Here is a 23,539-nt window from a genome sequence, read left to right on the forward strand (position 1 = left end):
GTCGCATTCCTGGGCTTGGACGTCAGGCTCAAGGAATCCGGGCGCTATAGCGGCCGGCGAAAACTGACCAAACAAGGCGACCCGGAAATCCGCCGACTGCTCTACAACGCCGCCATGGCCGCCTCGCGAACCCAGCGCTGGCGGGAGCTTTACCAGGGTTATCTGGCGCGCGGCCTGAAGAGAACCCAGGCGCTGGTGATCCTGGCGCGCAAACTGACTCGCATTGCCTTTGCCCTGATGACGACTGAGCAGGCGTATCGGCCTGCGGCCGATACGCGGGGGTAGACATAGAATCTCCTACGCCAGTCCGGCAGTCGGAGCCGCGGCCGCTCTGGTAGGGCGCATAACGCGCCAGCGTTATCCGCCGGGGCGCTTCCGGCGGATAACCCGTTTCGGGTTATGCGCCCTACGGTCTGGAATGGCGATGCTCGCTCCTACAGGCCGGCTCCGGCGCTTCCCTGTAGGAGCGAGCTTGCTCGCGAACCGCCCAACGCAGATATCCTACCCCGTAGGGGCGTTGTCTCCTCTGAACCCCCCGCCCCACGCTATTTCCGGGTGAACGACTCAAGTATTATCCGGCCCCGCCGATAGCCTCGGCAGCCCGGCGTACCCCGCCGGCACTCCCCTCGAACCGAAGCTGGCCGCTCCTCGAACCACGGGCGACGGCCTGCCGTTGTGTGCAGAAACAGAAAATGAATCAACCCCGCTCCCGCATCGCCCTGCAATTGGCGATGGCCCTGGCCGTGCTGCTGATCCTGTTGATCAGCGGCAGCACGCTGTTTGCCTTGCGCTCGCTGGACAGCGCTACCCTGACCACCCGCGAAGAACACCTCGCCAGCGAGGCGCGCCTGCTGGCGGACCAACTTGAAACCTTCCACGGCACCCTGCGCGAGAGCACCCAGCGCCTCGCCGGGCTGTTCGAGCAGCGCTTCGCCGTCGGCCTGAAAGCTCGTCCCGACGAGCGCGTGCCGGTTGCTGCACTGCAGGCCCCGGCGCTGTACCTGGGCGACACCCGCCTGAACGGCGACTTCACCCTGGTCGACGAATTCCGCCAGCTCACCGCCGGCGTCGCGACCGTGTTCGTGCGCGATGGCGAGGACTTCGTGCGCATCACCACCTCGCTGACCAAGCAGGACGGCAGCCGTGCCATTGGCACCGTGCTCGATCACAACAGCCCGGCCTACCCGTTGCTGCTGCGCGGCGAGAGCTACGTTGGCCGCGCGCTGCTGTTCGACCGCTTCTACATGACCCAGTACACCCCGGTGCGCGACTCCGCCGGGCGGGTGATCGCCGTGCTGTTCGTCGGCTTCGACTACACCGACGCGCAGAAGCGTCAGTTCGACAACCTCGGCCGCTTCCGCCTCGGCCAGGGCGGCTCGCTGGCGCTGCTGGATGAACAGCATCACTGGCTGGTACCGCCAGCTGGCGCGCGCAACCCCGAACGCGCTGCCGACAGCCTTGCCAGCCTGCTGGAAAGCCCCGGCCGCGGCCGCTTCTGGAACGATGGCCAGGACGACTTCTACAGCGTGGCGCAGCCCTTCGCCGGCGGTCCCTGGAGCGTTGTGGCGAGCATGCCCAAGGACGAAATCCGCGCCGTGACCTGGCGCGTCGGCGGCCAACTGGCCATGGGCAGCCTGATCGCCATGCTGCTGGCGGTGATCGCCACCACCTGGCTGCTGCAGCGCCGTCTGCGCCCGCTGGGTGACCTGGTGCGCCAGGCCCACGCGCTGGGCGCTGGTGACCTGGGCGCGCGACTGTCCGTTTCCAGCCGCGACGAGATCGGCGACCTGGCGCGCAGCTTCAACCAGATGGGCGAAGCGCTTTCGAGCATGGTCGCGCGGGTGCGCGGCGCGGCGGAGGAAGTGGGGCATTGCTCGCGTTCGTTGTCGGGCCTGTCCAGTGGCGCCTACGCCGGCATGGAGCAACAGTCCGGCGAGATCAACAGCATGGCCGGCGCCGTGGAAGAGTTCAGCGCCACCTCCATGGACATCGCCGACAACATGCGCAGCACCGAGCGCATGGCCAGCGAGAACACCAAACAGACGCGCATCGGCCTGCAGTCCATGGACGACGCCTCTGCCGCGCTGGCGCAGATCGCCGGCGCGCTGGAGCAGACCGTGGAGCGGGTCAACCGCCTGGGTGCACGTTCCCAGGAGATCGGCAGCATCGTCGGGGTGATCACCTCGATTGCCGAGCAGACCAACCTGCTGGCGCTCAACGCCGCCATCGAGGCCGCCCGCGCCGGCGAGCAGGGGCGCGGCTTTGCCGTGGTCGCCGATGAGGTGCGCAGCCTGGCGGCGCGTACCCAGGCCGCCACCACGGAAATCTCGCAGATGATCGGCGCCATCCAGCAGGACACCGGCAGCGCCACCGAGACCATCGAGCAGGGCAACCAGCTGATGCAGCACGGCTTGGCGCTGAACGAGAAGGTCGCTGCGGCGCTGGCGCAGATTTCCCAGCAGAGCGGCGCGGCTGGCGAGCAGTTCGCCGCGATCACCACCGCCACCCAGGAGCAGAGCCGCACCGCGACCCTGCTCAGCAGCAACCTGCAGGGCATCGCCCAGGCCAACAGCGAACAGCGTCAGGTGGTGGCCGATCTGGCGCAGACAGTGCGCGAGCTGGACAGCCTGGCTGCCGGCCTGCGTGACGAGGTCGGGCGCTTCCGCTGAAACGCCGGGCAGGTCAGTCCTTGAGCTGGCCCAGCCCGTACTCCAGGCTGGCGGCGGACAGCTCGCCCATCTGGCTGTGCTTCAGACGCCCCTGGGCGTCGTAGAACAGCGTGGTGGGCATGCCGTAGGAGCCGGTGGCCTGGCCCAGGCGGTTGCCGCTGTCGAGCAGCACCGCCGCCTCGCTCAGGCCCTGGTCGCGGAGGAAGCGCTGCACGGCTTCGGCGTTCTCGCCCTGGTTGACCAGCAGGAAGCGCACATCGCTGCGCTGCTTCTGCGCGGCCTCCAGCACCGGCATCTCGCGCCGGCACGGCGGGCACCAGGTGTCCCAGAGGTTGACCACCATGGGCCGCCCGTCCAGAGCACGCAGGTCCACGGCGGCGCCGCGCAGGTCCATCACCGTGAGCTGGGGAATCTGCTGGCTGCGGTCCAGCGCCGAGGTCACCGCCTTGCCGCCGCCCCACAGGCACACGCCGACCACGGCGGCGATGGCCAGCGGGCGGCGCAATTCGGTCCTGCGCCACGCCAGCACTCCGCCGATCAACGCGGCGGCAATCACCCCAGGCAGTCCGAGGAAGCCACCATCGCGGATATCCACGATGCTCAGCGGCGTCGCCGCGTATTGCTCGAAGTAGCGCGCGACGAAAGCCAGGCGCGCTACCAGCAGACCACCGAGCAGCATGGTAAACAGCGCGCCTTCGGGGTTGGCGCCGCGCTTGCGCCCGGCCAGCCAGCCGGTCAGCAGCGCGCCGAAGAAGCCGAGATAGAGCAGCACGTGGGGCAGGGGAATGGCCAGCGGGCCGAGGGTGAGACTGGTCAATGCGGATGCCTGGGAAAAAGGAAAACACGGTACAGCAGCCGACGCCGTGCGACAGCGCCGGGCTGTGGATAAATGTTTCGCCTCAGGCCGGCAGCGCCTCGGCCTGCTGCTCGCGCAGCTCCTCGGTCAGCCGCGTGGCGCAGGCGCCGACCTTGCGCACGGCCTCTTCGATGCGCGCCAGCTCGCGGTTGGAGTAGTTCATGCGGATGCAGTTGCGGTACTTGCCTGAGGCGGAAAAGATGTTGCCCGCCGCCACCTGCACGTTGTCGCGGCGCAGCTCCTGGTTCAGCCGCACGCTGTCGAACTGCGGGTCGAACTCGACCCAGAGCATGAAGCCGCCGCGTGGCCGGGTGACCCGTGCGCCCTCGGGGAAGTAGCGGCCGACCCATTCGGTCATCAGGTCGCGATGCCGCTGGTACTGCGCGCGCATGCGACGGATGTGCGGCTCGTAGTGGCCGCCGCCGACGAACTCGGCCAGGGCCATCTGCGGCTGCGGCGCGCAGGTGCCGCTGGCGATGTACTTGAAGTGCAGGATGCGGTCCAGGTAGCGCCCCGGCACCACCCAGCCGGTGCGCAGGCCGGGCGCCACGGTCTTGGAGAAGGAGCTGGCCAGCAGCACGCGGTCGTCGGTGTCGAAGGACTTGATGCTGCGCGGGCGCGGGAAGGCATAGGCCAGTTCGCCGTAGACATCGTCTTCCAGGATCGGCACGTCGTAGCGCGCCGCCAGCGTCAGCAGGGCACGCTTGCGCGCGTCGGGCATGATGTAGCCCAGCGGGTTGTTGCAGTTGGGCGTGAGCAGGATCAGCTTCACCGGCCACTGCTCCATGGCCAGCTCCAGTGCTTCCAGGCTGATGCCGTTCACCGGGTCTGTGGGGATTTCCAGCGCCTTCAGGCCATACGCCTTGAGCGCCTGCATGGCGCCGTGGAAGCTCGGCGAGTCGATGGCGATGATGTCGCCCGGCTCGCAGATGGCGCGCAGGGTGATCGCCAGCGCCTCCTGGCAGCCGGTGGTGATGACGATCTCGCTGGGCGGCACCTGGCAGCCGGAATCCAGCATCAGCCGGGCGATCTGCTCGCGTAGCGGCAGCGAACCCTGGATGCCTTCGTAGCCCAGGCTCTGCAGGTCCGATTTGCGCGCGGCATGCACCATGGCCCGTTGCAGCGGCTTGAGCGACGGGCTGGCGATATCCGGCGTGCCGCGCCCGAGCTGGACGAAGTTGCCACCCGGCGCGCGGCGCACCTGTTCCAGCACCTGATCCCACTGCGACACCTCCACCGGCCGCTGCGCCGGGCGGGTCATCGCCGGCATCGGCGGCAGCTCGCGGCGTTCGGGCACGAAGTAGCCGGATTTCGGCCGCGGCTCCACCAGCCCGGAATCCTCCAGCACGCGGTAGGCCTGCTGCACGGTGCTGATGCTGACGCCATGTTCCTCGCTCAGGGCGCGCACCGAGGGCAGACGGTCACCGGGCCGGTACAGGCCCTGCTCGATGCGTTCGCCCAAGGTGGCGGCCAGCTGCGCATAGCGTTTCATACAGATCTCCGGTGCCGGGTCGGTCCGGCGCGATGCAGTACAGATCGGGGAAAAATACGCCATTCAGAGCTATTTCGCTCGTCTCTGTATGGAAAAAACTTCCCTATGTTGAATCTGTAATGCTTTTCGCCGATTCGCCAAGCTGGTTCCACGTCCGAAGAACCCGACTGGAGGAGCGACGACATGAGCGGCCTGAGCGATGTGCGGCTGACCCTTTACCAACAGGAACTGCTGGAAATCCCCGGCGTGCGCGCGGCCCCGCGAGCCGCTGGCGAGTCGCGCTGGCAGCAGTTCTGGCGCCGGGTGCGCACCCGCAAGCAGCTGCTGGAGCTGAGCGACCAGCAACTGCAGGACATCGGCATCAGCCGCGAGCAGGCCAGGCTGGAAGCAATGCGGCCGTTCTGGCGCTGCTGAACGAGGATGTCCCCATGAGCGAGACGCGCGCTGCGGCGTTTGAACGGGTGGCCGCCGAACTGGGCTACGACTTCAGCGGTGAACTGAAGATCGGCGGCAACTACGTGCCCTTCCTCGTCGACGGTAATCAGGTGCACATCAGTGGGCAGATTCCTCGGGTCGGCGACGAGATCGTCGTCACCGGCCGGGCCGGTGGCGAGGTATCACTGGCCGACGCCCAGCTCGCCGCCAAGGTCTGCGTGATGCGGGCGCTGGCGCTGCTGCAGCAGGCGCTGGGCGATCTTGACCGGGTGCGCGGGGTGCTGCAGCTGAATGTGTTCGTGCAGTCATCCGAGCAGTTCACGCAGCTGAGCGAGGTAGCCGATGGCGCTTCGGCCGTTCTGTATGAAGTGCTGGGCACGACCGGCATACACACGCGCACTTCCGTGGGCGTCTATCAGCTGCCAAAGAACGCGACGGTTGAGCTGAATCTTCTTGCGGTGGCGCAGGACCAACCCGATTAATGCCCGGCACGGTATTGCAGCGCCTCGGCGAGGTGCGGGCGGGCAATGTGCTCGGCCTGTTGCAGGTCGGCCAGGGTACGGGCGACCTTGAGAATCCGGTGCAGGGCGCGCAGTGACAGGTTCAGGCGCTCGCCGGCCTTCTCCAGCCAGGCCTGGTCTTCCGGGCTCAATGCACAGTATTGGTGCATTTTCTTCAGGGTCAGGAAGGCGTTGGCGCAACCCTGCCGCGTGAGCTGGCGCTGGCGCGCGGCGGCGACCTGAACCGCCAGCTCGGCGCTGCTGGTACTCGGCCCGCTGGGCGCGAGGCTGGTGCTTTCGCGGCTGACGGTGAGGTGCAGGTCGATGCGATCCAGCAGCGGCCCGGACAGCTTGGCCCGATAGCGCTGGATCTGCTCCGGCGAGCAGCGGCAACGGCCGCTGGGGTCGCCGAGATAGCCGCAGGGGCAGGGGTTCATTGCCGCCACCAGCTGGAAGCGCGCGGGGAAACGCACGCGGCCGTTGGCGCGGGCGATGACGATCTCGCCGCCTTCCAGCGGTTCGCGCAGCACTTCCAGGACCTTGCGGTCGAACTCCGGCAGCTCATCGAGAAACAGCACGCCTTCATGGGCGAGGGTGATCTCTCCCGGCTGCGGACGACTTCCCCCGCCGACCAACGCGGGCGCCGAAGCGGTGTGGTGCGGCTGGCGGAAAGGCCGCTGCGGCCAGTGGGTCAGCGGCCCGCGCCCGGCCACGGAGTGGATCGCCGCCACCTGCAGCGCCTCGTCTTCATCCAGTGGCGGCATCAGGCCGGGCAGGCGGCTGGCCAGCAGCGTCTTGCCGGTGCCGGGCGGCCCGCTGAACAGCAGGTTGTGCGCACCCGCGGCGGCTACCAACAGGGCACGCTTGGCGGCGGCCTGGCCCTGCACTTCCGAGAGATCGGGGTAGGGTGGCGTCACCCGCATCAGACCGTTCGCCTCATACGGGCGCAGGCGTTCCTGGCCACTGAAATGCGCGGCCAGTTCCAGCAGGTGGCTGACGGCGTACACGGTCAGGCCACTGGCGAGGCTGGCTTCCTCGGCGTTCTCCTTCGGCACCACCAGGGCACGCCCCGCAGCGCGGGCGGCCAGGGCGGCGGGCAGCACGCCGGGTACCGGGCGCAGTGTGCCGGACAGCGCCAGTTCACCCAGGCATTCCAGTTCATCCAGGCCGGCGGCGTCGGCCAGCTGGCCGCTGGCGGCGAGAATGCCCAGGGCGATGGCCAGGTCGAAGCGCCCGCCGTCCTTGGGCAGGTCGGCCGGGGCGAGATTGAGGGTGATGCGGCGGCTGGGGAAGTCGAAGCCGGCGTTGAGCAGGGCGCTGCGCACGCGGTCCTTGCTCTCCTTCACCGCGCCTTCGGGCAGGCCGACCAGCGTCAGGGAAGGCAGGCCGTTGGCGAGGTGCGCCTCGACGGTGACGCCGGGCGCTTCCACGCCGACCTGGGCGCGGCTATGGACGATGGCGAGGGACATGGATCACTCCTGGATTCCATGCCGCCCGCCAGGCGGGGCTTATTCTTCGGCGGCGGGGGCGGCGGGCGAGAGTCTGGCTTCCATTTCCGCGACCTTGGCTTCCAGCGCCTCGAGGCGTGCGCGGGTGCGGGCGAGGACGACCATCTGGCTGTCGAACTCGTCGCGGCTGACCAGGTCGAGCTTGCTGAAGGCGCTCTGCATCAGAACCTTGAACTGGGCTTCCAGCTCGGCCTTCGGCAGGGGCGATTCGCCACCGAACAGGCGTCCGGCTTGTTGGCTGATGGCATCGAGGAAGGCTTTGGGCGGCAGCATGGTTCATGGGTTCCGGATTGAATCAGAGCGCAGTCTATCACGCAGCCGGCGCGGGCTGCGGCGCTCAGGGTTGCACGCTTTTTGAGCAGTGTGCCCGCTCGGCGTGCGCGCTTTCGGTGCGCCAGAGCGGCGCTGGCGATTCGCCAGAATCCGGTGTTTGACGCCAAGTGCCTGATGCCACGGGCATTTCCATGAACTGGCAAGCTTCATGCTTTGGGGCAGATATGACGTGCACCGATGCAGTTGCGGTGCGGCAGGCGAGGCGGTGGATCGCTTCGAGCAAGGCAGTCGGAGTGCTGAGGTAGGGCGGCCGGCGCATTACAAAAGCCAGACACTGCGCTTAGACTTGTCTCCGGGTTCGTTCTTCCTGGGGCGGGTCCACCAAAACACGGGAGAGAGTTACATGAAGCTAGTCACAGCCATCATCAAGCCGTTCAAGCTGGACGACGTCCGTGAGTCGCTGTCCGAGATCGGCGTGCAGGGCATCACTGTGACCGAAGTCAAGGGCTTCGGCCGGCAGAAGGGGCACACCGAGCTGTACCGTGGCGCGGAATACGTCGTCGATTTCCTGCCCAAGGTGAAGATCGACGTCGCCATCGCCGATGACCAGCTGGATCGTGTTATCGAAGCCATCACCAAGGCCGCCAACACCGGGAAGATCGGTGACGGCAAGATCTTTGTCGTAAATCTGGAACAGGCCATTCGTATCCGTACCGGCGAAACCGGCACCGACGCGATCTAAGCCAAGCCCACACCGAACCCCACGCCCCAGGAGAAACAACAATGACTCTGCGCAAATACGCAGGGCTAGGTGCCCTATTGCCCCTCGCAATGCCCGGTCTGGCCTTGGCCGACGAGGCCGCGGCCCCCGTCCTGAACAGCGGTGACACGGCCTGGATGCTGATTTCCAGCGCCCTGGTGCTGCTGATGACCATCCCTGGCCTGGCACTGTTCTACGGCGGCATGGTGCGCGCCAAGAACGTCCTGTCGATCATGATGCAGTGCTTCGCGATCACCGCGGTGATCAGCATCCTCTGGGTCGTCTACGGCTACAGCCTGGCCTTCGATACCGTCGGCATGGAGAAGGGCGTGGTCAACTTCGCCTCCTTCGTCGGTGGCTTCGACAAGGCCTTCCTCAGCGGCCTGACCTCCACCGGCCTGACTTCCGCCGCCGCGCTGTTCCCGGAAAGCATCTTCGTGATGTTCCAGATGACCTTCGCGATCATCACCCCGGCCCTGATCGTCGGCGCCTTCGCCGAGCGCATGAAGTTCTCCGCCATGCTGATCTTCACCGCGCTGTGGTTCACCCTGGTCTACGCACCGATCGCCCACATGGTCTGGAGCGGTGACGGCGGCCTGCTGTGGGACTGGGGCGTGCTGGACTTCGCCGGCGGCACCGTGGTGCACATCAACGCCGGTATCGCGGGTCTGGTGGCGTGCATCGTGCTGGGCAAGCGCAAGGGCTACCCGACCGCCGCCATGGCTCCGCACAACCTGGGCTACACCCTGATCGGCGCCGCCCTGCTGTGGGTAGGCTGGTTCGGCTTCAACGCCGGCTCCGCTGCTGCCGCCAACGGCACCGCCGGCATGGCCATGTTGGTCACCCAGATCGCTACTGCCGCCGCCGCCCTGGGCTGGATGTTCGCCGAATGGATCACCCACGGTAAGCCGAGCGCCCTGGGCATCGCTTCGGGTGTGGTTGCCGGCCTGGTTGCCGTCACCCCGGCTGCTGGCACCTGCGGCCCGATGGGCGCCATCGTCATCGGCCTGGCGGCCGGCGTGATCTGCTTCTTCGCCGCCACCAGCCTCAAGCGTGCCGTCGGCTACGACGATTCCCTGGACGCCTTCGGCGTGCATGCCGTCGGCGGTATCGTCGGCGCCCTGCTCACCGGCGTGTTCGCAGCCCCGGCACTGGGCGGCTTCGGCACCGTGACCGACATCGGCGCGCAGCTGTTCACCCAGTTCAAGGGCGTGGCCTTCACCATCGTCTACACCGGTATCGTCAGCTTCGTGATCCTCAAGGTCCTGGACCTGGTCATGGGCCTGCGCGTCACCGAGGAAGAGGAAACCGTGGGTCTGGACCTCTCCCTGCACAACGAGCGTGGCTACAACCTGTAAGGGTTCGCGCAAGTTCGACGAAGGGCGCCCTCGGGCGCCCTTTGTTTTTTTTGACAGCACGCTAGAATGCGCGCGCATCACCGTTAGCGACGGAAGGATTGCCCGCCATGTGGCAGCAGAAGTCCATCACCCTGCGCCCTCGCCCGCGAGGTTTCCACCTGGTCACCGAGGAGATCCTGGCCGCGCTGCCGGAGCTTGCGAAGTGCCGGGTTGGTCTGCTGCACCTGCTGTTGCAGCACACCTCCGCCTCGCTGACGGTCAATGAAAATGCCGACCCCTCGGTGCGCCGCGACTTCGAGCGATTCTTCAATCGCCTGGTGCCCCAGGGCGAGAGCGGCTATGAACATGACTACGAAGGTCCGGATGACCTTCCGGCGCATTTCAAGTCGAGCCTGCTGGGCTGTCAGCTGACGCTGCCGATACAGGGGGGAGGCTTGGCAATGGGCACCTGGCAGGGTATCTATCTGGGCGAGCACCGTGATCACGGCGGCCCGCGCAGGATAGTGGCGACCTGGCAGGGCGAGCTTGTATGAATTTTTTCCGGCGGCGTTCGTCAAAGCGCGCAGCTGGGCTATAACTAACGTGCTTTGCAGCACCACAGAGGTTGAACGATGAGCGACGAAGAACTGGAACAGGACGAGCTGGACGGCGCTGACGAGGACGATGGCGAGGAGCTCGCCGCAGCGGACGACAGCGACGCCGAAGCAGACAGCGGCGATGGGGATGAAGCCCCTTCTCCCAAGGGCGGTGGCAAGAAAGCCAAGGCCGCTGCGGAAGAAGAGGAACTGCCCTCGGTCGAAGCCAAGCAGAAGGATCGTGATGCACTGGCCCGTGCGATGGAGGAATTCCTCACTCGCGGTGGCAAGGTGCAGGAGATCGAGCCCAATGTCGTGGCCGACCCGCCCAAGAAGCCGGATAGCAAATACGGCAGCCGCCCTATCTGATAGCTGACGCTTCATGAAAAAGCCCCGCCGCTCCCTGGGAGCGGCGGGGCTTTTTCATGTCTGTTTGTTGCCGAACTGACCTGTGCGTAGGAGCGGGCTCTGTCCGCGATGACATCCGGCGCGATGCGCACCGATCGCGGAGGAGTCCGCTCCTACGTCACCTGTCAGTCCGCCGCGAGCGGAGTCAGAGTTTGGCGAGAACGTCCGGCAGCTCGGACAGGTTGTGGATGATCGCGCTGGGCGCCTCTTCGCCATCCCAGGGCTTGTGGGCCGGGTTGAACCAGATCGCCTTCATGCCTGCGCGGCGCGCGCCGGCGATGTCATCGCTCGGGTGGTCGCCGATGTGCACCGCGTGTTCTGCTGCCACGCCGCCGCGCTTGAGCGCTTCCTGGAAGGGGTGCGGGTCGGGTTTGCCGACGCCCAGCTCTTCGGCGCACAGGGCGAACTGGAAGTAGTCGGCCAGGCCCAGGCGGCGCACGTCGGCGTTGCCGTTGGTGAGCACGCCGAGGATGAAGCGGTTGGCCAGTTGCTCCAGAGTCGGATGCACCTCGGGGAACAACGCCACCTGGTGCCGCGCCTGGAGGAAGGTCTGGAAGCCGGCTTCGGCCAGGTCGCTGGCCTCGGCCTGTGGATAACCGGCGTCGAGCAGGGCGTGGAACAGGATGCGCCGGCGCAGCTCGCTGAGGCGGTGGCGCAGCATCGGGTCCTGCTCCATCAGCCGCGAGCGGATCGCCCACAGGTGTTCGATGGGCACTGGCCCCAGCTGGGCGGCATTGACTGCCAGCCAGTCGCGCAGGGTGGCTTCGGCGCTGTTCATCACCGGGGCAACGTCCCACAGCGTGTCATCGAGGTCGAAGGTGACCAGACGGATACTCATTCTTCTGCTCCGGGTTTACGGCGTGCCCGTGGGTGCGCCTGGTCGTAGACCGTGGCCAGGTGCTGGAAATCCAGGTGGGTGTAGATCTGCGTGGTGGCGATGTCGGCGTGGCCGAGCAGTTCCTGCACCGCGCGCAGGTCCTGGGAGGATTCGAGTATGTGGCTGGCGAAGGAGTGCCGCAGCATGTGCGGATGCAGGTGCTGGCCCAACTCGCGCACGCCGGCTTCACGCACGCGTAGCTGGATCGCGCGGGGTGTCAGGCGCTTGCCGCTACGACCGATGAACACGGCGTTGTCCTGTGGCGAGGCGAGGGCGCGCAGCGGCAGCCAGTTCTCGATGGCCTGGCGTGCGGCGCGGCCGACCGGCAACTCGCGCACCTTGTTGCCCTTGCCGTGCACGCGCACCAGGCCGTCCTTGAGGTCCAGCCACTCCAGGTCGAGGCCGACCAGTTCGGAGAGGCGCAGGCCGGAGGAATAGAACAGCTCCAGCAGCGCCTGGTCGCGGCGGGCGATGAAGTCGTCCTCGACGCCACCGTCGAGCAGTTGCGCGGTGCGGTCGGTATCCAGCGTGCGCGGCAGCTTGCGGGCGCCCTTGGGCGCGGACAGGCCGTCAGCAGGGTTGTGTCGGCAAAGGCCTTCGCGGATCAGATACTGGTACAGCCCGCGTGTCGCCGATAGCAGGCGCGCCAGGCTGCGGCTGGCCAAGCCCTGCTGGTGCAGGCGGGCGACGAACAGGCGCAGGTCGCGCACCTGCAACTCAGGCCATTCGCGGAGCGAGGATTTTTCGCAGAGCGCGGCGAGCCGCAGCAGGTCGCGGCGATAGCCGTCGAGGGTGTGGACGGACACCTGGCGCTCGCTGCGCAGGTGTTCCAGGTAGGCATCGATGCCAGCTTCAAGTTTCAACGGAGGGCTCCAGGCCGCAGGCTGCAAGCTTCAGGCAAAAGCACTCGGCCCGCCGCATCTGGCCTGCCGGCGCTTTCAGCGTACCGAGCGTAGCGGCGTGGAGAAGCGCGGCAGGGTCCGCGCCAGGACTTCGGCGACGTAGCCGAGGAACAGCGTGCCCAGCGAACTCTTGTAGTGCTGTGGGTCGGGGCTGCCGATCGCCAGCACGCCATGCAGGCCCTGGAAGGTCAGCGGCACCACGGCAGCGGAGCCGACCTGCTCGCGTTCGCTTTCGCAGAACAGGAAGGCCAGCTCGTGGGGGCGCAGTACGCCGCAGACGGTCTTGCCGCCCGACAGCAGGCCACCGATGGCCTGGTGCGCCTCGGCGCTGCTCACCGAGCGACCTACCGGCAGGTTGTTGTCGCTGAACAGGATCAGGCTGACGTAGGGCACGAGGAATTCGTGGCGCAGGCTGTCTTCCGTCGTGCTGACGATTTCCTCCAGGCTGGTGGCGTCGAGCAGGTCGAGCACCAGGCGGCGGGTCTTGTCGAACAGGCGGTCGTTGTCGCGGGCGACGTCCATCAGCTGCGACAGCCGATGGCGCATCTCGATGTTGCGCTCGCGCAGCAGGCGTACCTGGCGCTCCACCAGCGACACGGCATCGCCCGGCTGGTGCGGAATGCGCATCTCCGGGATCAGCTCGTCATGGTCGACGAAGAATTCAGGGTGCCGGCGAAGATAATCGGCGACCTGTTCGGCTTCGAGCGTAACGGTGGGGTCCTGCGGAGTATCGGTCATAAGCGTCCCGGTTATAGACGTACCTGGCCTTCGAACACCCGCACGGCGGGCCCGGTCATCATAACGGGCTGACCCGGTCCTGCCCACTCGATGGACAACCGTCCGCCGGGAAGGTCGATCTGTACCGGCGATTGCAGCCAGCCCTGGCGGATGCCGGCGACCGCGGCAGCACAGGCGCCGGTGCCGCAGGCCAGTGTCTCGCCAGCGCCGCGTTCCCAGACGCGCAGGCGCGCCTGGTGCGGATTGACGATCTGCAGGAAGCCGATGTTGGCCTTCTGCGGGAAGCGTTCGTGGACTTCCAGTTTCGGTCCCAGGGTGCGTACCGGGGCGCTGTCCACGTCATCCACGCGCAGCACGCCGTGCGGGTTGCCCATGGAGATCGCCGCCAGTTCGTAGGCCTGGCCTTCCACTTCGAGGGTGTAGCTCAGCGCTTCGGCTTCGGCCTGGAACGGCACCTGCGCCGGAGCCAGGCGCGGCGGGCCCATGTCGACGATGACCTGGCCGTCGTTGGCGATGGTCAGCTCGATCATGCCGCCCTTGGTTTCCACGCGGATGGTCTTCTTCGCGGTCAGGCGCTTGTCGACCACGAAGCGGGCGAAGCAGCGCGCGCCATTGCCGCACTGTTCGACCTCGGTGCCGTCGCAGTTGAAGATGCGGTAGCGGAAGTCTGCGTCCGGCGTGCTCGGCGGCTCGACGATCAGCAGTTGATCGAAGCCGACCCCGAAGTTGCGGTCGCCCCACTGTTTGACGTGGCGGGGTTGCACATGGGCGTGCTGGCTGACCAGGTCGAGGACCATGAAGTCATTGCCCAGCCCATGCATCTTGGTAAAGCGCAGAAGCATCGTCGTCTCGGCCTCAGTCCGGCTGCAGGCTTACGCCGGCGAACAGCTCGGGTGGCGGCTTGCGGCGATGTGACGCCTGCGCGACCGAGCGATCCGCCAGCACCTCGGCGGCGCGGCACCGGGTGTTGTAGTTGGAATTCATGACGAAACCATAGGCGCCGACCGAACGTACGGCCAGCAGGTCACCTTCTTCCGGGGCGGGTTTGCGGAGCCGGGAGCGGAGCTCACCGGCCAGCCGGCTGACCATCGCGGACCGTGAAGGCGTCCATGGGAAACGCCCTCAGAGACCGTAGCGGTCCTTGCTGTGTTCGCTCTTGGCCTTCTGGTCATCCGGCAGGTACAGCGGGCCTTTCTGGCCGCAGCCGGCCAGCGCGGCGGTGAACACGGCGAGCGCGACGAAGGGAAGCAGCAGTCGCTTCATGGCGGAATCCTTGTAATAAAGCGTCGATTGCCCCGGAGTATACCGCCCCCCCGCCGGCTTGCCTATTCAAGCGGGCGCCCGCCCGGCGGGGCTTGCGGCTCGCGCCGGAAGGGCCGGTGGCCCTATGATGGCGGGCAAAAAATGGAAATGCCGATGGATTATCGCGATCCCCTGCCCAGCTCCGTCTCGGTGGCCTACCTGCAAGGCCTGGTCGAGCACCTGCAACGCCGGGGCGTGGAGCCGGCGCAGTTGCTGGCCACGGTGCACCTGGAGCCTTCGATCCTCGCCCAGCGCGATCAGCGCATCGCCGCCAGTGCCTATCTGGAACTGGTGGGCGCTGGCGTGCGCCTGAGCGGCGACGACAACCTCGGCCTGCACCTGGGTGAGGCGGTGCGCCCCGGCTACTACGGCGTGCTGGGCTACCTGATCATGAGTTGCGCGACCCTCTCCGACGCCCTGCACCGGCAGGCGCGCTATGCCGCGCTGGTGGGCAACCTGGGGCGTGTCGAGCTGGCCGACGAACCGCCGCGCGAAGGCTGCGAGGCGCTGGTGAAGCACAGCTGGGAGCCGTTGTTGCCGCAGCAGCAGCGGCAGATGAGCGAGGAAACCCTGGCCGGCTGGGTCAGCTTCGGCCACTGGGTCAGCGGCGTCGACGAGGCGCCTTTCGAAGTGCGCTTCAGTCACAGCGCGCCGGCCGACGTCAGCGAGCATGAGCGCATCTTCCGTTGTCCGGTGCTGTTCGACCAGGCGGATAACGCGCTGGTCTTCCCCAAGCGCCTGCTCTCGCTGCCGCTGGGCCAGGCCGACGCCCAGGTGCAGCGCACCCTGGACGCCTACGCCGAGCGCCTGCTGGCGGAGATCAACAAGGGCGACAACGTGCTCGATCGCGCGCGCCTGGAGCTGGCGCGGCAACTGCCGGAGCAGGGCGCGGACCTGGAACGCCTGGCGCAGACCCTGGCGCTGAGCCCGCGCACCCTGCAGCGGCGGCTGCGCGACACCGGCCTGTCGTTCAGCCAGTTGGTGGACGAAACCCGCCAGCAGCTGGTGCTGCACTACCTGCGCGACCCGGCGCTGGACAGCGCCGACATCGCCTACCTGCTGGGCTTCAGCGAGGCCGGCTCGCTCGCCCGTGCGTTCCGACGCTGGACGGGGCAGAGTCTGGGCGAATACCGGCGTAAACTGGTGCCTTTGACTGATCCCGAGGACGATGCATGAGCACTTTGAGCGAAGCCCGCTTCCATGACCTGGTGGACGCCGTACAGGTAACGGTGGAGGACGCCTTCGACGCCAGCGACCTGGACCTGGACCTGGAGAACTCCAGCGGCGTGCTGACCGTGCGCTTCGAGAACGGCACCCAGCTGATCCTCAGCCGCCAGCCGGCGCTGCGCCAGCTGTGGGTGGCGGCGCGCTCGGGCGGCTTCCATTTCGACTACGACGAATCCGGCTCGCTGTGGATCTGCGACAGCACCCGCGAGCCGCTGGGCGCGCTGCTCAACCGCGCGACCCTGGAGCAGGCGGGCGAGGATGTCGACTTCCCCGGCATCTGAGCCGCAGGCGAGCGTCGCCTCGCCCTGCTGCCGGCGCTGTTGCCTGGACGAGGCGGATGTCTGCGTCGGCTGCGGGCGTACCCTGGGCGAGATCCTGGAGTGGAACGAGGCGGACGGCGAGCGCCGCCGGGCGATCCTGGCGGACTGCGAAAAGCGCCGAAACAACCACTCGCCGAAGTGGTGACTGGTCGGTGTTGCTTATTTTCTGTGCTGTGTTAGTGTCCGGGAAAACCCCGCCTTGGGCGGGGTTTTTCTTTTTTCGGAATTCATTGCGCGTTCGCCCGCCGAACGTCTTTACTGCCAGAACACCCAGGGCCCCGAACGCGCGAGCGTCCGGGGCTCTCCTGTAAGGAGACTGCCAACCATCATGACCACGACACCCATCACCGTTACTCGACTCGACCTGCAACGTCTGGAGCGCCTGCTCGACAGCCTGGATGAGTACGGCCCCGCTGCCGAGGCGCTGGAGGCCGAGCTGGCCCGCGCCACGGTAGTCGGCCACGACGAGGTACCGCCGGGCGTGGTGACGATGAACTCCACCGTGCGCTGCCGCGAGGAAGGCAGCGGCAAGGAATACCACCTGACCCTGGTCTATCCGGCCGACATGAAGGGTGAGGGCAAGGTCTCGATCCTCGCGCCGGTAGGCACCGCGCTGCTGGGCCTGACCACTGGTCAGACCATCGACTGGCCGGCGCCCAGTGGCAAGACGCTGAAGCTGACCCTGCTGGAAGTGGAATACCAGCCCGAAGCGGCCGGCGACTTCGATCGCTGAGTTCCCCTCTCGGGGCATTTCTTGCTCCGGACCTTTGCGGGCGTGCGCTGCGGCCTTCAGGCCTCGGCCAGCGCCCGGTTCAGAGCCTGCTCCAGGCTCTGCTTGTATCGCAGAAAATGCACGGTCTGCAGCTCGCCGCCCTCGCGCATGGCCGACAGGTCCAGGTCGGTGATGTAGCAGGGATAGCGTTCCTGCCCGCGGCGTCGATCGAGGATGTGCCGGGCCACGGCCTGGAACAGCTCGCTGCCGAACTCCAGCTCCGAGAACTCGCGGTGGTTGCAGAACAGCGTGGTGCGCGCGCGCTGGCCTTCGCCCGGCTCGACGATGGCCTGCACGTTGTAGAACGGCAGCGCCTCCAGCGGTTGCGGCGCGTTGCGCCGCTCGATGCGCTGCGCGCGCTGGTGGCCGTTGGTCACCAACTCGTAGAAGAGGATATCGGCGCCCACCGGACTGCGGGTCTCCAGCAGCGGGATCATCGCATTGCGGCGGTACTGCACCGATTGCAGGAAACGCTGCAGCGGCAGCAGCAGGCCTTCCTCGGAGTCGTACTCCTGGCGCCGTCGCCAGAGGGCGTTGCGCTCGTCGAGGATGGTGATTTCCGCGCTGCCTTCGTCCAGGCGGTAGAACACCTGCACGGTATTGGCCCGGCCCAGCGGCAGGATCAGGGCGAGATCGTCGCCCTCCAGTGCGTGCCGATCCAGCTGCAGGAAGCCGCTGTCGTCCTGGGTGTCGCCCAGGTGCTCGACCAGCGCCGGCAAGCCTTCGATCACCCGATGGCTGACATTGCCGGCGGCGAGATGCAGCAGGTGGAAATGCTGGCGCACCTGTAGCAGGTAACGCCCGCCCTTGCCACTGGCCAGTTGCGCGTGGGCATCGCGGAACAGCTCCTCCACGCGCTGGGCGATGGCGGTGGCGCGGTTGCGGCAGAAGCAGCGCACCAGCAGGCGTGGCGGCGGCGCGTCGGCGGGCAGGCTGTTGAGGAATTCGCGCAGGCAGTCGAGCAGCGCGTGCGGCCCGCTGAAGCGCGTGACCAGCAGTTCGTTCCAGCTGTTGAGGGTGATCTGGTCGAGGGTCAGCACCAGGTTGTCGCGCACGCCGGAATAGCCGAGCGAATCGGTGCGCTCGGTGGTCATGTGCACGTTCATCTGGCTGTGCTGGCGCAGCGGGTCGACGCCGACGTTGACCAGCAGCAGGACCTGCGCTGGTGTGCTGCTGCGGAGCAGGGCGCTTTCCGGCACCTCGCTCAGCGGCAGCGGCACGGCCTGTTGCAGGCAGGTGAGCAGGTTCTGCAGCTCGAACTCGGTGAGGTCGCTGCTGCCTGGTTGCAGCGACAGTCTTGTGGTGGCGTCGATCACCCCGTTGCGGTGGCTCCAGGCGAGCAGTTCCATGAGGTCGCGGGCGCGGCGCAGCGGGGCGAAGTCGGCCATCTCCTGCAGCGACAGGTTGCCGCCGAACAGCGCCCAGTAAGGCGGCTTGCCCGCTTCGCCGGCCGGCAGGTGGGCGAGGGTGAGGATGTCCTCGGCCATGTCCGGGGCGATGCCGGGGTTGATGAATTCGACCTTGCCGGCCTTGCGCTCGAAGGCGGCATACAGGCGTCGGCCGAGGATGCCCAGGTCGCGGGAGTTGATGCCGCTGGCGGCCTGCTGCAGGCGGGCGAACTGCGAGAGGAAGCGGTAGCTGTGGGTCAGTTCGTTGACCAGCGCGCGCCGCTCCAGCAGCACCTGGCGGACCTTCCACTGGCTGCGGCTGTCCAGCGCCCCGTAGGCGCGACTATCCCATTTCCACGGCGCCGAGACGCGTTCCATGACCTTGCGCTGCCAGCTCTTGTGGCCCTGGCGCGGCGGCCGGCTGAGCTTCTTGCCGACCTTCAGGTAGAGGCAGCGGCGGATCAGCTCCAGGCGCTCCTGCTCGCCGCGCGCCACCAGGTATTCCTCCAGGCGGCGGTAGAGCATCACGTAGGGGTCGAGTTCTTCCACGTCCAGCTGGCCGGAGTAGACCGCCTGCTTGTAGCGCAGGCTGAGGCAGGCAACCTGCGGGTGTTCGCTGGCGTAGACCTCGGTGAGCAGCAGCTTGAGCACCGACTTGTAGGGCGATTCGATGCCCTTGAACAGCTGCCACATGCCGGCGCCGATGAACTCGCCGGGAGGAATGTGCGCCAGGTGGCCGAGGTCGAGGAAGTCGTCGGCGCGGATGAAGCGCTTGCTCAGCAGGGTCTGGCAGTACTCGGCGTAGCGGCCTTCTTCATAGACCGGCACCAGCCACCACAGCGGCGTGCGCCCGCCGAGCCAGATGGCGGTGCGGTAGAACTCGTCGAGCAGCAGGTAATGCTGGCTGGTGCCGCAGTCGTCGGAGGTCAGCCGGGCTTCGCGCGCGCCCTGGGTGAAGCGCAGCGGGTCGACCAGGAAGCAGTGCACCTCGGCGCCCTGGGTGGCGGCCCATTGTTCGAGCAGCTCGCACTTGCGGCGCAGTTCGGCCAGTTGGCGCTCGTCCAGGTCGGAGGCGTGGCAGACCCACAGGTCCAGATCGCTCTGTTCGGCCTGGGCCACGGTGCCCAGGCTGCCCATCAGGAACAGCCCGTGGATCGGCAGCGCTGGATGGCCGCGGCGGGTCTTGTAGCTGAAGGAGCGGGTCAGGCGCTGGGCCTCGGCGAGGATCTCGTCGTCCGGGACGAAGTTCGACAGCCCGGCAGGCGTGCTGGCCGAGACGTAGCCGGGCAACAGCGGGTGATTCACGTCCAGCAGCAGCGGCAGCAGCTTGAGGACCAGTTGCTGGCGCGTGGAGAGGGCTTCGCTGGCCCGTTGCAGACGGCCTTCGTTGACCTTGAGAAAGCGCTGACGCAGCTGCGCCAGCACCTTGCGGTCGATGCCGTCGTCGATGTCCGGGCGGATTTCGTGGGTGAGCGTCATGGCGTACTGCTGTCTGGCCAGCGGCGCCGCATCGGGCAATGCGGCGCTCGGAAGTGTGCCAGTTTATCGCCCGCCCAGGGGGGAACTTGAGGTCAGCTGCGCAGGATGCCGAGCAGGACCTGGGCGTGCTCGGCGGCGTCGAGGCCGAGGTTGGTGAGATAGCCGCCGTCCTGCTTGTCGATCAGGCCCTTGGCGTGGAGCCGGCCGGCAGCCGCCACGGCTTGGGCGGAGGCATCGTGGTGGACTTTCAATCCCGCCTGGCTGTTCTCCAGGTCATAGAGCGCCAGCAGGTCCAGTTCCTCAACCATTTCTTTCGTGAAAGCCATTCGCCTAACTCCCGATGGTCAATGAGGCCTCAGTGTAGTCTCAAGTCCGACCTGTTCGGCAAGCGCTGTTATGCCGCTGTCTCATTCGGCAACGGTGCCATCGGGCAGCGTCGGCAGCGCGCGCAGGGCCTGCTCGTACCATTCGCCGTCGAACGGACGGTCCGCGGCCAGCATCGCCTCGATCTCGTGGGCGAGCACCAGGGCCATCAGGTGCAGGGCATCCTCGCGCTCGTAGCCGACCAGGGTCAGCTTGTTGAACACCGCGCGGGCGGCGGCCGGGCTTTCGCTCTCGATCTGGTTCTCGATGGCCTGGATCAGGGTGTCTTCGGCGAAGGACTCTTCGCCATCGTCGTGGTCGGTCATCACATTGCTCTCCGGCGGACTTGTGAAGCGCTCGGAAGTTGGCCACCCTGCGGGGCAACTTCCGGTGCGTAAGGATCAATGGGCGACATGATCACCTATTACACCCTCGTCGGCGACCGCCTGGTGCGCCACAACGGCAACGAGTGCCACGGCATGCCCAAGGACACGCTGTGGATCGACCTGTTCCAGCCCACGGCGGAAGAGGAGCAGTTGCTGGAGTCGATCATCGAGGTGGATGTGCCGACCCGCGAGGAAATGGCCGAGATCGAGGACTCCTCGCGCTTCTACGAGAGCAAGGGCGCGCTGTACATGACCACCACCGTGGTCGGCGGCATCCGCGAGCACAACCCGACCACCTCGGAAGTCACCTGCGTGCTGACCCCGCACTGGCTGGTGACGGTGCGCTACACCGACCTGATGGCCTTCCGCACCTTCGAGACGCGCACCCAGCGCGGCGGCTGCGAGGGGCGCAGCGACCAGCTGTTCGTGACCCTGATGGACAGCGTGGTGGACCGCATCGCCGACGTGCTGGAGAACGTCCAGAAGCAGCTCGACAGCCTGGGCAACAGCATCTTCCGCGAAGGCCAGGCGGCCGCCGAGAAGGCCGACCTGCAGGAAGTGGTGAAGCAGCTGGGGCGCAAGAACTCGCTGCTGTCCAAGCTCAACGAGAGCCTGCTGAGCATCAGCCGGCCGCTGTCGTATTTCCGCCAGGGCAGCAATGGCTGGATCAGCGACGAGGTGAAGCTGGGCATGAAGTCGGTGGAGCGCGACGTGCGCTCGCTGAGCGAATACCAGACCAAGATGGCCGGGGAGATCACCTTCCTGCTGGACGCCACCCTGGGCCTGATCAACATCGAGCAGAACAGCATCATCAAGGTGTTCTCCATCGCCGCCGTGCTGTTCCTGCCGCCGACCCTGGTGGGCACGGTGTACGGCATGAACTTCGCGCACATGCCGGAACTGGCGTGGGCCGAGGGCTACCCCATGGCGCTGGTGGCGATGGTGGTCTCGGCGATCATTCCCTACTACTGGTTCAAGTACAAAGGCTGGCTCTAGGGCCGCTGGGGACTATTCGGAAATTTCCTCGCCGGTACCTCGTTCGGGGGTTGATGCCGGTCAAGAGCAGCGGGTGCGACGGTGCGCACAGTGGGGGTGATCCCGACCGTCCCTGGCGTCTCACAGGAGGAGACCATGCCCCACACCGACCCGCTGAATCCGACCACACCGCCGGCCGCGGCCCAGGCTCCCAGCCCGGGCGGCGACGCCATCCGCGCGCAGAGCAGCGGCCCGGTGGCGCTGAAGGTCGCGCTGGCGCCGCGCGGCAGCAACGAGGACTCCACCTGCGCCGAACTGCCGGCCGCCTACCCCTACCGCAAACGCCTGCAACGGCGCGAATACGAGGCGCTCAAGGAGCAGCTGCAGGTCGAGCTGCTGAAGGTGCAGAGCTGGGTGAAGGAGACCGGCCAGCGCGTGGTGGTGCTGTTCGAGGGGCGCGACGCCGCCGGCAAGGGCGGCACCATCAAGCGCTTCATGGAGCACCTGAACCCGCGTGGCGCCCGGGTCATCGCCCTGGAGAAGCCCAGCGACGCCGAACGTGGCCAGTGGTACTTCCAGCGTTATATCCAGCATCTGCCCACGGCGGGCGAGATCGTCTTCTTCGACCGCTCCTGGTACAACCGTGCCGGCGTCGAGCGCGTGATGGGCTTCTGCTCGCCGCGCCAGTACCTGGAGTTCATGCAGCAGACCCCGGAGCTGGAGCGCATGCTGGTGCGCAATGGCATCCATGTCTTCAAGTACTGGTTCTCGGTGAGCCGCGAGGAGCAGCTGCGGCGCTTCGTCTCGCGCCGCGACGATCCGCTCAAGCACTGGAAGCTGTCACCCATCGACATCCAGTCGCTGGACAAGTGGGACGACTACACCCAGGCCAAGGAGGCGATGTTCTTCCACACCGACACCGCCGATGCGCCCTGGGTGGTGATCAAGTCCGACGACAAGAAGCGTGCCCGGCTCAACTGCCTGCGGCACTTCCTGCACACCCTGGACTATCCCGGCAAGGACGGCCGCATCGCCCACCAGCCGGACCCGCTGCTGGTAGGTCGCGCCGCCGACCTGGACCGGGATGAGCTGAAGGCGCCGCCGGTCGCGCCGCAGACCGCGCCAGCGATGGAAGATCCAGCGTTGCCGGCTCCGGCCTGAAGCGCTACTGCTGGCTGAGCAGCATCAGCTGCCCGGACACGGCGCGGGCGTTGCGATCGACGATGATCGGCGCCCACGGCCGGCCGGAGGCGCTGACGCCGCTGTTGCTCTTGCTGTTCATGTCCAGCAGCGCCTTGCTCAGGTACTCCCAGCGGGTGCGCAGCTTCTTGGTCGCGTCGCTGTCGGGGAGCTGGTCGATGCGCTGGCTCAGCAGGGGCACCAGCACGCTTTCGTCCTGGCCGAGGTATTCCTGCGGCTGCTCGCGGGCCAGTTCCAGGCCGCTCAGGTAGGCGCGGCCCAGATACTGGGTAGCGAGGTATTCGACGCGCACCGGCAGCTCCCACAGCGGCACCTGGCCGGCCTCGGCGCTGGCGGGGACGAAGCGCTCGGCCTGGTTCAGCAGGTCACGCAGGGCGCGGCTGAGCTCCTGGTTGTAGCGCCAGGGCAGGTCCTCTTCCTTGGGGCCGTAGGACACGCCATTGCGAATCTGGGTAACGAATTCGGCGTGGGCCTTGCGCAGCGCGTCGTCGGCCTTGGGGTAGCCTTTCACGGCGTTGTCCAGGGTGGCCAGGTCCTTCTCCAGCTGGGCGGCGTGGCTTTCCTGGAAGCCTTCGCCGCGCAGCAGCAACAGGCTGTTGATCGAACGGCAGGTGTAGACCTGCAGGGTCTGCAGCTGGAGTTCTTCGCTGGGGAGGTTGGCCTGGGCGGCGAGGGCGAAAAGTCCGAAACAGCAGAGCATGAACCCACGAACGACAGCGAGATTCCGAATCATGGCGGAGGCGTCCTTCTTGTTATTTTTGTGCTGCACTATCGCC

At 67.0% G+C, this 23,539-nt stretch carries 27 protein-coding genes and 1 pseudogene; 14 read left to right on the forward strand and 14 right to left on the reverse strand.

Annotated elements, in window-relative coordinates; genetic code table 11:
* Nucleotides 1–285 (forward strand): transposase (locus HNP46_RS08190; protein ID WP_184587609.1); only part of this gene is annotated, 285 nt, incomplete at its 5' end.
* Nucleotides 286–692: 407 nt separating this feature from the next.
* Nucleotides 693–2,669: a methyl-accepting chemotaxis protein gene (locus HNP46_RS08195; RefSeq protein ID WP_184587611.1), complete on the forward strand. Its 1,977-nt coding sequence runs from the start codon at nucleotides 693–695 to the stop codon at nucleotides 2,667–2,669.
* A 13-nt stretch (nucleotides 2,670–2,682) separates the two neighbouring features.
* Here HNP46_RS08195 and HNP46_RS08200 read toward each other — a convergent pair whose 3' ends face one another.
* Together HNP46_RS08200 and HNP46_RS08205 are read right to left on the reverse strand one after the other, a co-directional pair.
* A complete protein-coding gene (locus HNP46_RS08200) occupies nucleotides 2,683–3,486 on the reverse strand; it encodes a TlpA disulfide reductase family protein (protein WP_184587614.1) in 804 nt (267 codons plus the stop codon).
* Nucleotides 3,487–3,568: 82 nt separating this feature from the next.
* Nucleotides 3,569–5,017, reverse strand: coding sequence for a PLP-dependent aminotransferase family protein (locus HNP46_RS08205; protein WP_184587616.1), 1,449 nt, complete (start codon nucleotides 5,015–5,017; stop codon nucleotides 3,569–3,571).
* 183 nt (nucleotides 5,018–5,200) lie between these two features.
* Between HNP46_RS08205 and HNP46_RS08210 the strand changes: the two genes are divergently transcribed.
* Nucleotides 5,201–5,431 carry a DUF1127 domain-containing protein gene (locus HNP46_RS08210; protein WP_184587618.1) on the forward strand — a complete coding sequence of 77 codons (231 nt, stop codon included), beginning with the start codon at nucleotides 5,201–5,203 and terminating at the stop codon, nucleotides 5,429–5,431.
* Nucleotides 5,432–5,445: 14 nt separating this feature from the next.
* A complete protein-coding gene (locus HNP46_RS08215) occupies nucleotides 5,446–5,934 on the forward strand; it encodes a RidA family protein (protein ID WP_184587620.1) in 489 nt (162 codons plus the stop codon).
* On the opposite strand, the gene HNP46_RS08220 is transcribed toward HNP46_RS08215, so the two are convergent.
* Entirely contained in the window at nucleotides 5,931–7,421 is a 1,491-nt protein-coding gene (locus tag HNP46_RS08220; protein WP_184587622.1) for a YifB family Mg chelatase-like AAA ATPase, read from the reverse strand. The genes HNP46_RS08215 and HNP46_RS08220 overlap by 4 nt on opposite strands.
* A 39-nt stretch (nucleotides 7,422–7,460) precedes the next feature.
* The gene (locus tag HNP46_RS08225; protein WP_184587625.1) at nucleotides 7,461–7,733 is read right to left on the reverse strand and encodes an accessory factor UbiK family protein; all 273 of its coding nucleotides are present in this window, start codon (nucleotides 7,731–7,733) and stop codon (nucleotides 7,461–7,463) included.
* 403 nt (nucleotides 7,734–8,136) lie between these two features.
* On the opposite strand from HNP46_RS08225, the gene glnK reads away from it, so the two are divergent.
* The 4 genes from glnK to sutA all read left to right on the forward strand — a co-directional run bounded on the left by glnK (nucleotide 8,137) and on the right by sutA (nucleotide 10,795).
* Nucleotides 8,137–8,475, forward strand: a complete 339-nt coding sequence (gene glnK, locus HNP46_RS08230; protein WP_003457590.1) for a P-II family nitrogen regulator — start codon at nucleotides 8,137–8,139, stop codon at nucleotides 8,473–8,475.
* Nucleotides 8,476–8,516: 41 nt separating this feature from the next.
* The gene (locus tag HNP46_RS08235; RefSeq protein ID WP_184587627.1) at nucleotides 8,517–9,851 is read left to right on the forward strand and encodes an ammonium transporter; all 1,335 of its coding nucleotides are present in this window, start codon (nucleotides 8,517–8,519) and stop codon (nucleotides 9,849–9,851) included.
* Nucleotides 9,852–9,958: 107 nt separating this feature from the next.
* Nucleotides 9,959–10,384: a secondary thiamine-phosphate synthase enzyme YjbQ gene (locus HNP46_RS08240; protein ID WP_184587629.1), complete on the forward strand. Its 426-nt coding sequence runs from the start codon at nucleotides 9,959–9,961 to the stop codon at nucleotides 10,382–10,384.
* Nucleotides 10,385–10,462: 78 nt separating this feature from the next.
* Nucleotides 10,463–10,795: a transcriptional regulator SutA gene (gene sutA, locus HNP46_RS08245; RefSeq protein WP_045215410.1), complete on the forward strand. Its 333-nt coding sequence runs from the start codon at nucleotides 10,463–10,465 to the stop codon at nucleotides 10,793–10,795.
* Between the two features lie 184 nt (nucleotides 10,796–10,979).
* Here the strand turns inward: sutA and HNP46_RS08250 are convergent, their stop codons facing one another.
* The 6 genes and pseudogenes from HNP46_RS08250 to lptM form a co-directional block, all read right to left on the reverse strand.
* Entirely contained in the window at nucleotides 10,980–11,672 is a 693-nt protein-coding gene (locus tag HNP46_RS08250; RefSeq protein ID WP_184587631.1) for an HAD family hydrolase, read from the reverse strand.
* The gene (gene xerC / locus HNP46_RS08255) at nucleotides 11,669–12,574 is read right to left on the reverse strand and encodes a tyrosine recombinase XerC (protein ID WP_184587633.1); all 906 of its coding nucleotides are present in this window, start codon (nucleotides 12,572–12,574) and stop codon (nucleotides 11,669–11,671) included. Before xerC ends, HNP46_RS08250 begins: the two co-directional genes overlap by 4 nt.
* 75 nt (nucleotides 12,575–12,649) lie before the next feature.
* Complete coding sequence (locus HNP46_RS08260; RefSeq protein WP_081515190.1) at nucleotides 12,650–13,351, reverse strand: DUF484 family protein; 702 nt, start codon at nucleotides 13,349–13,351, stop codon at nucleotides 12,650–12,652.
* Nucleotides 13,352–13,362: 11 nt separating this feature from the next.
* A complete protein-coding gene (gene dapF / locus HNP46_RS08265; protein ID WP_184587635.1) occupies nucleotides 13,363–14,193 on the reverse strand; it encodes a diaminopimelate epimerase in 831 nt (276 codons plus the stop codon).
* A 13-nt stretch (nucleotides 14,194–14,206) separates the two neighbouring features.
* Nucleotides 14,207–14,392 (reverse strand): annotated as a pseudogene (locus HNP46_RS08270) (diaminopimelate decarboxylase); the annotation flags it as partial.
* A gap of 81 nt (nucleotides 14,393–14,473) precedes the next feature.
* The gene (gene lptM / locus HNP46_RS08275; RefSeq protein WP_081515193.1) at nucleotides 14,474–14,614 is read right to left on the reverse strand and encodes an LPS translocon maturation chaperone LptM; all 141 of its coding nucleotides are present in this window, start codon (nucleotides 14,612–14,614) and stop codon (nucleotides 14,474–14,476) included.
* A 153-nt stretch (nucleotides 14,615–14,767) separates the two neighbouring features.
* Here lptM and HNP46_RS08280 point away from each other — a divergent pair, with 153 nt between their 5' ends.
* The 4 genes from HNP46_RS08280 to rnk all read left to right on the forward strand — a co-directional run bounded on the left by HNP46_RS08280 (nucleotide 14,768) and on the right by rnk (nucleotide 16,933).
* On the forward strand, nucleotides 14,768–15,829 hold the full coding sequence (locus tag HNP46_RS08280) for an AraC family transcriptional regulator (RefSeq protein WP_184587637.1): 1,062 nt from the start codon (nucleotides 14,768–14,770) through the stop codon (nucleotides 15,827–15,829).
* On the forward strand, nucleotides 15,826–16,161 hold the full coding sequence (gene cyaY / locus HNP46_RS08285) for an iron donor protein CyaY (RefSeq protein WP_184587639.1): 336 nt from the start codon (nucleotides 15,826–15,828) through the stop codon (nucleotides 16,159–16,161). The genes HNP46_RS08280 and cyaY overlap by 4 nt, the downstream gene beginning before the upstream one ends.
* On the forward strand, nucleotides 16,139–16,345 hold the full coding sequence (locus HNP46_RS08290) for a DUF1289 domain-containing protein (protein ID WP_184587641.1): 207 nt from the start codon (nucleotides 16,139–16,141) through the stop codon (nucleotides 16,343–16,345). The genes cyaY and HNP46_RS08290 overlap by 23 nt, the downstream gene beginning before the upstream one ends.
* Before the next feature lie 183 nt (nucleotides 16,346–16,528).
* Nucleotides 16,529–16,933 carry a nucleoside diphosphate kinase regulator gene (rnk, locus tag HNP46_RS08295; protein WP_184587643.1) on the forward strand — a complete coding sequence of 135 codons (405 nt, stop codon included), beginning with the start codon at nucleotides 16,529–16,531 and terminating at the stop codon, nucleotides 16,931–16,933.
* A 56-nt stretch (nucleotides 16,934–16,989) separates the two neighbouring features.
* Here rnk and HNP46_RS08300 read toward each other — a convergent pair whose 3' ends face one another.
* The 3 genes from HNP46_RS08300 to HNP46_RS08310 form a co-directional block, all read right to left on the reverse strand.
* Nucleotides 16,990–19,839 (reverse strand): class I adenylate cyclase, encoded by a 2,850-nt coding sequence (locus HNP46_RS08300; RefSeq protein ID WP_184587645.1) that lies wholly within the window; start codon nucleotides 19,837–19,839, stop codon nucleotides 16,990–16,992.
* Nucleotides 19,840–19,931: 92 nt separating this feature from the next.
* Nucleotides 19,932–20,165, reverse strand: coding sequence for a TIGR02647 family protein (locus HNP46_RS08305; protein WP_138213701.1), 234 nt, complete (start codon nucleotides 20,163–20,165; stop codon nucleotides 19,932–19,934).
* An 81-nt stretch (nucleotides 20,166–20,246) separates the two neighbouring features.
* Nucleotides 20,247–20,528 carry a hypothetical protein gene (locus tag HNP46_RS08310; protein ID WP_184587647.1) on the reverse strand — a complete coding sequence of 94 codons (282 nt, stop codon included), beginning with the start codon at nucleotides 20,526–20,528 and terminating at the stop codon, nucleotides 20,247–20,249.
* Between the two features lie 87 nt (nucleotides 20,529–20,615).
* Here HNP46_RS08310 and HNP46_RS08315 point away from each other — a divergent pair, with 87 nt between their 5' ends.
* Both HNP46_RS08315 and ppk2 read left to right on the forward strand, forming a co-directional pair.
* Complete coding sequence (locus HNP46_RS08315; RefSeq protein ID WP_184587650.1) at nucleotides 20,616–21,584, forward strand: magnesium transporter CorA family protein; 969 nt, start codon at nucleotides 20,616–20,618, stop codon at nucleotides 21,582–21,584.
* A gap of 234 nt (nucleotides 21,585–21,818) precedes the next feature.
* On the forward strand, nucleotides 21,819–22,724 hold the full coding sequence (gene ppk2 / locus HNP46_RS08320; protein ID WP_184588145.1) for a polyphosphate kinase 2: 906 nt from the start codon (nucleotides 21,819–21,821) through the stop codon (nucleotides 22,722–22,724).
* A 4-nt stretch (nucleotides 22,725–22,728) separates the two neighbouring features.
* On the opposite strand, the gene HNP46_RS08325 is transcribed toward ppk2, so the two are convergent.
* Nucleotides 22,729–23,496 carry a hypothetical protein gene (locus HNP46_RS08325; RefSeq protein ID WP_184587652.1) on the reverse strand — a complete coding sequence of 256 codons (768 nt, stop codon included), beginning with the start codon at nucleotides 23,494–23,496 and terminating at the stop codon, nucleotides 22,729–22,731.
* Nucleotides 23,497–23,539 lie beyond the last annotated feature (43 nt).

The organism is Pseudomonas nitroreducens (assembly GCF_014204515.1).
Lineage (GTDB): Bacteria > Pseudomonadota > Gammaproteobacteria > Pseudomonadales > Pseudomonadaceae > Pseudomonas > Pseudomonas nitritireducens_A.

Bases quoted from the DNA above. Each gene is read 5' to 3' on its own strand.
- HNP46_RS08195 (WP_184587611.1), top strand. From the start codon at position 693: ATGAATCAACCCCGCTCCCGCATCGCCCTGCAATTGGCGATGGCCCTG.
- HNP46_RS08205 (WP_184587616.1), bottom strand. From the start codon at position 5,017: ATGAAACGCTATGCGCAGCTGGCCGCCACCTTGGGCGAACGCATCGAG.
- HNP46_RS08210 (WP_184587618.1), top strand. From the start codon at position 5,201: ATGAGCGGCCTGAGCGATGTGCGGCTGACCCTTTACCAACAGGAACTG.
- HNP46_RS08215 (WP_184587620.1), top strand. From the start codon at position 5,446: ATGAGCGAGACGCGCGCTGCGGCGTTTGAACGGGTGGCCGCCGAACTG.
- HNP46_RS08220 (WP_184587622.1), bottom strand. From the start codon at position 7,421: ATGTCCCTCGCCATCGTCCATAGCCGCGCCCAGGTCGGCGTGGAAGCG.
- HNP46_RS08225 (WP_184587625.1), bottom strand. From the start codon at position 7,733: ATGCTGCCGCCCAAAGCCTTCCTCGATGCCATCAGCCAACAAGCCGGA.
- glnK (WP_003457590.1), top strand. From the start codon at position 8,137: ATGAAGCTAGTCACAGCCATCATCAAGCCGTTCAAGCTGGACGACGTC.
- HNP46_RS08235 (WP_184587627.1), top strand. From the start codon at position 8,517: ATGACTCTGCGCAAATACGCAGGGCTAGGTGCCCTATTGCCCCTCGCA.
- HNP46_RS08240 (WP_184587629.1), top strand. From the start codon at position 9,959: ATGTGGCAGCAGAAGTCCATCACCCTGCGCCCTCGCCCGCGAGGTTTC.
- sutA (WP_045215410.1), top strand. From the start codon at position 10,463: ATGAGCGACGAAGAACTGGAACAGGACGAGCTGGACGGCGCTGACGAG.
- HNP46_RS08250 (WP_184587631.1), bottom strand. From the start codon at position 11,672: ATGAGTATCCGTCTGGTCACCTTCGACCTCGATGACACGCTGTGGGAC.
- HNP46_RS08260 (WP_081515190.1), bottom strand. From the start codon at position 13,351: ATGACCGATACTCCGCAGGACCCCACCGTTACGCTCGAAGCCGAACAG.
- dapF (WP_184587635.1), bottom strand. From the start codon at position 14,193: ATGCTTCTGCGCTTTACCAAGATGCATGGGCTGGGCAATGACTTCATG.
- lptM (WP_081515193.1), bottom strand. From the start codon at position 14,614: ATGAAGCGACTGCTGCTTCCCTTCGTCGCGCTCGCCGTGTTCACCGCC.
- HNP46_RS08280 (WP_184587637.1), top strand. From the start codon at position 14,768: ATGGATTATCGCGATCCCCTGCCCAGCTCCGTCTCGGTGGCCTACCTG.
- cyaY (WP_184587639.1), top strand. From the start codon at position 15,826: ATGAGCACTTTGAGCGAAGCCCGCTTCCATGACCTGGTGGACGCCGTA.
- HNP46_RS08290 (WP_184587641.1), top strand. From the start codon at position 16,139: ATGTCGACTTCCCCGGCATCTGAGCCGCAGGCGAGCGTCGCCTCGCCC.
- rnk (WP_184587643.1), top strand. From the start codon at position 16,529: ATGACCACGACACCCATCACCGTTACTCGACTCGACCTGCAACGTCTG.
- HNP46_RS08300 (WP_184587645.1), bottom strand. From the start codon at position 19,839: ATGACGCTCACCCACGAAATCCGCCCGGACATCGACGACGGCATCGAC.
- HNP46_RS08305 (WP_138213701.1), bottom strand. From the start codon at position 20,165: ATGGCTTTCACGAAAGAAATGGTTGAGGAACTGGACCTGCTGGCGCTC.
- HNP46_RS08310 (WP_184587647.1), bottom strand. From the start codon at position 20,528: ATGACCGACCACGACGATGGCGAAGAGTCCTTCGCCGAAGACACCCTG.
- HNP46_RS08315 (WP_184587650.1), top strand. From the start codon at position 20,616: ATGATCACCTATTACACCCTCGTCGGCGACCGCCTGGTGCGCCACAAC.
- HNP46_RS08325 (WP_184587652.1), bottom strand. From the start codon at position 23,496: ATGATTCGGAATCTCGCTGTCGTTCGTGGGTTCATGCTCTGCTGTTTC.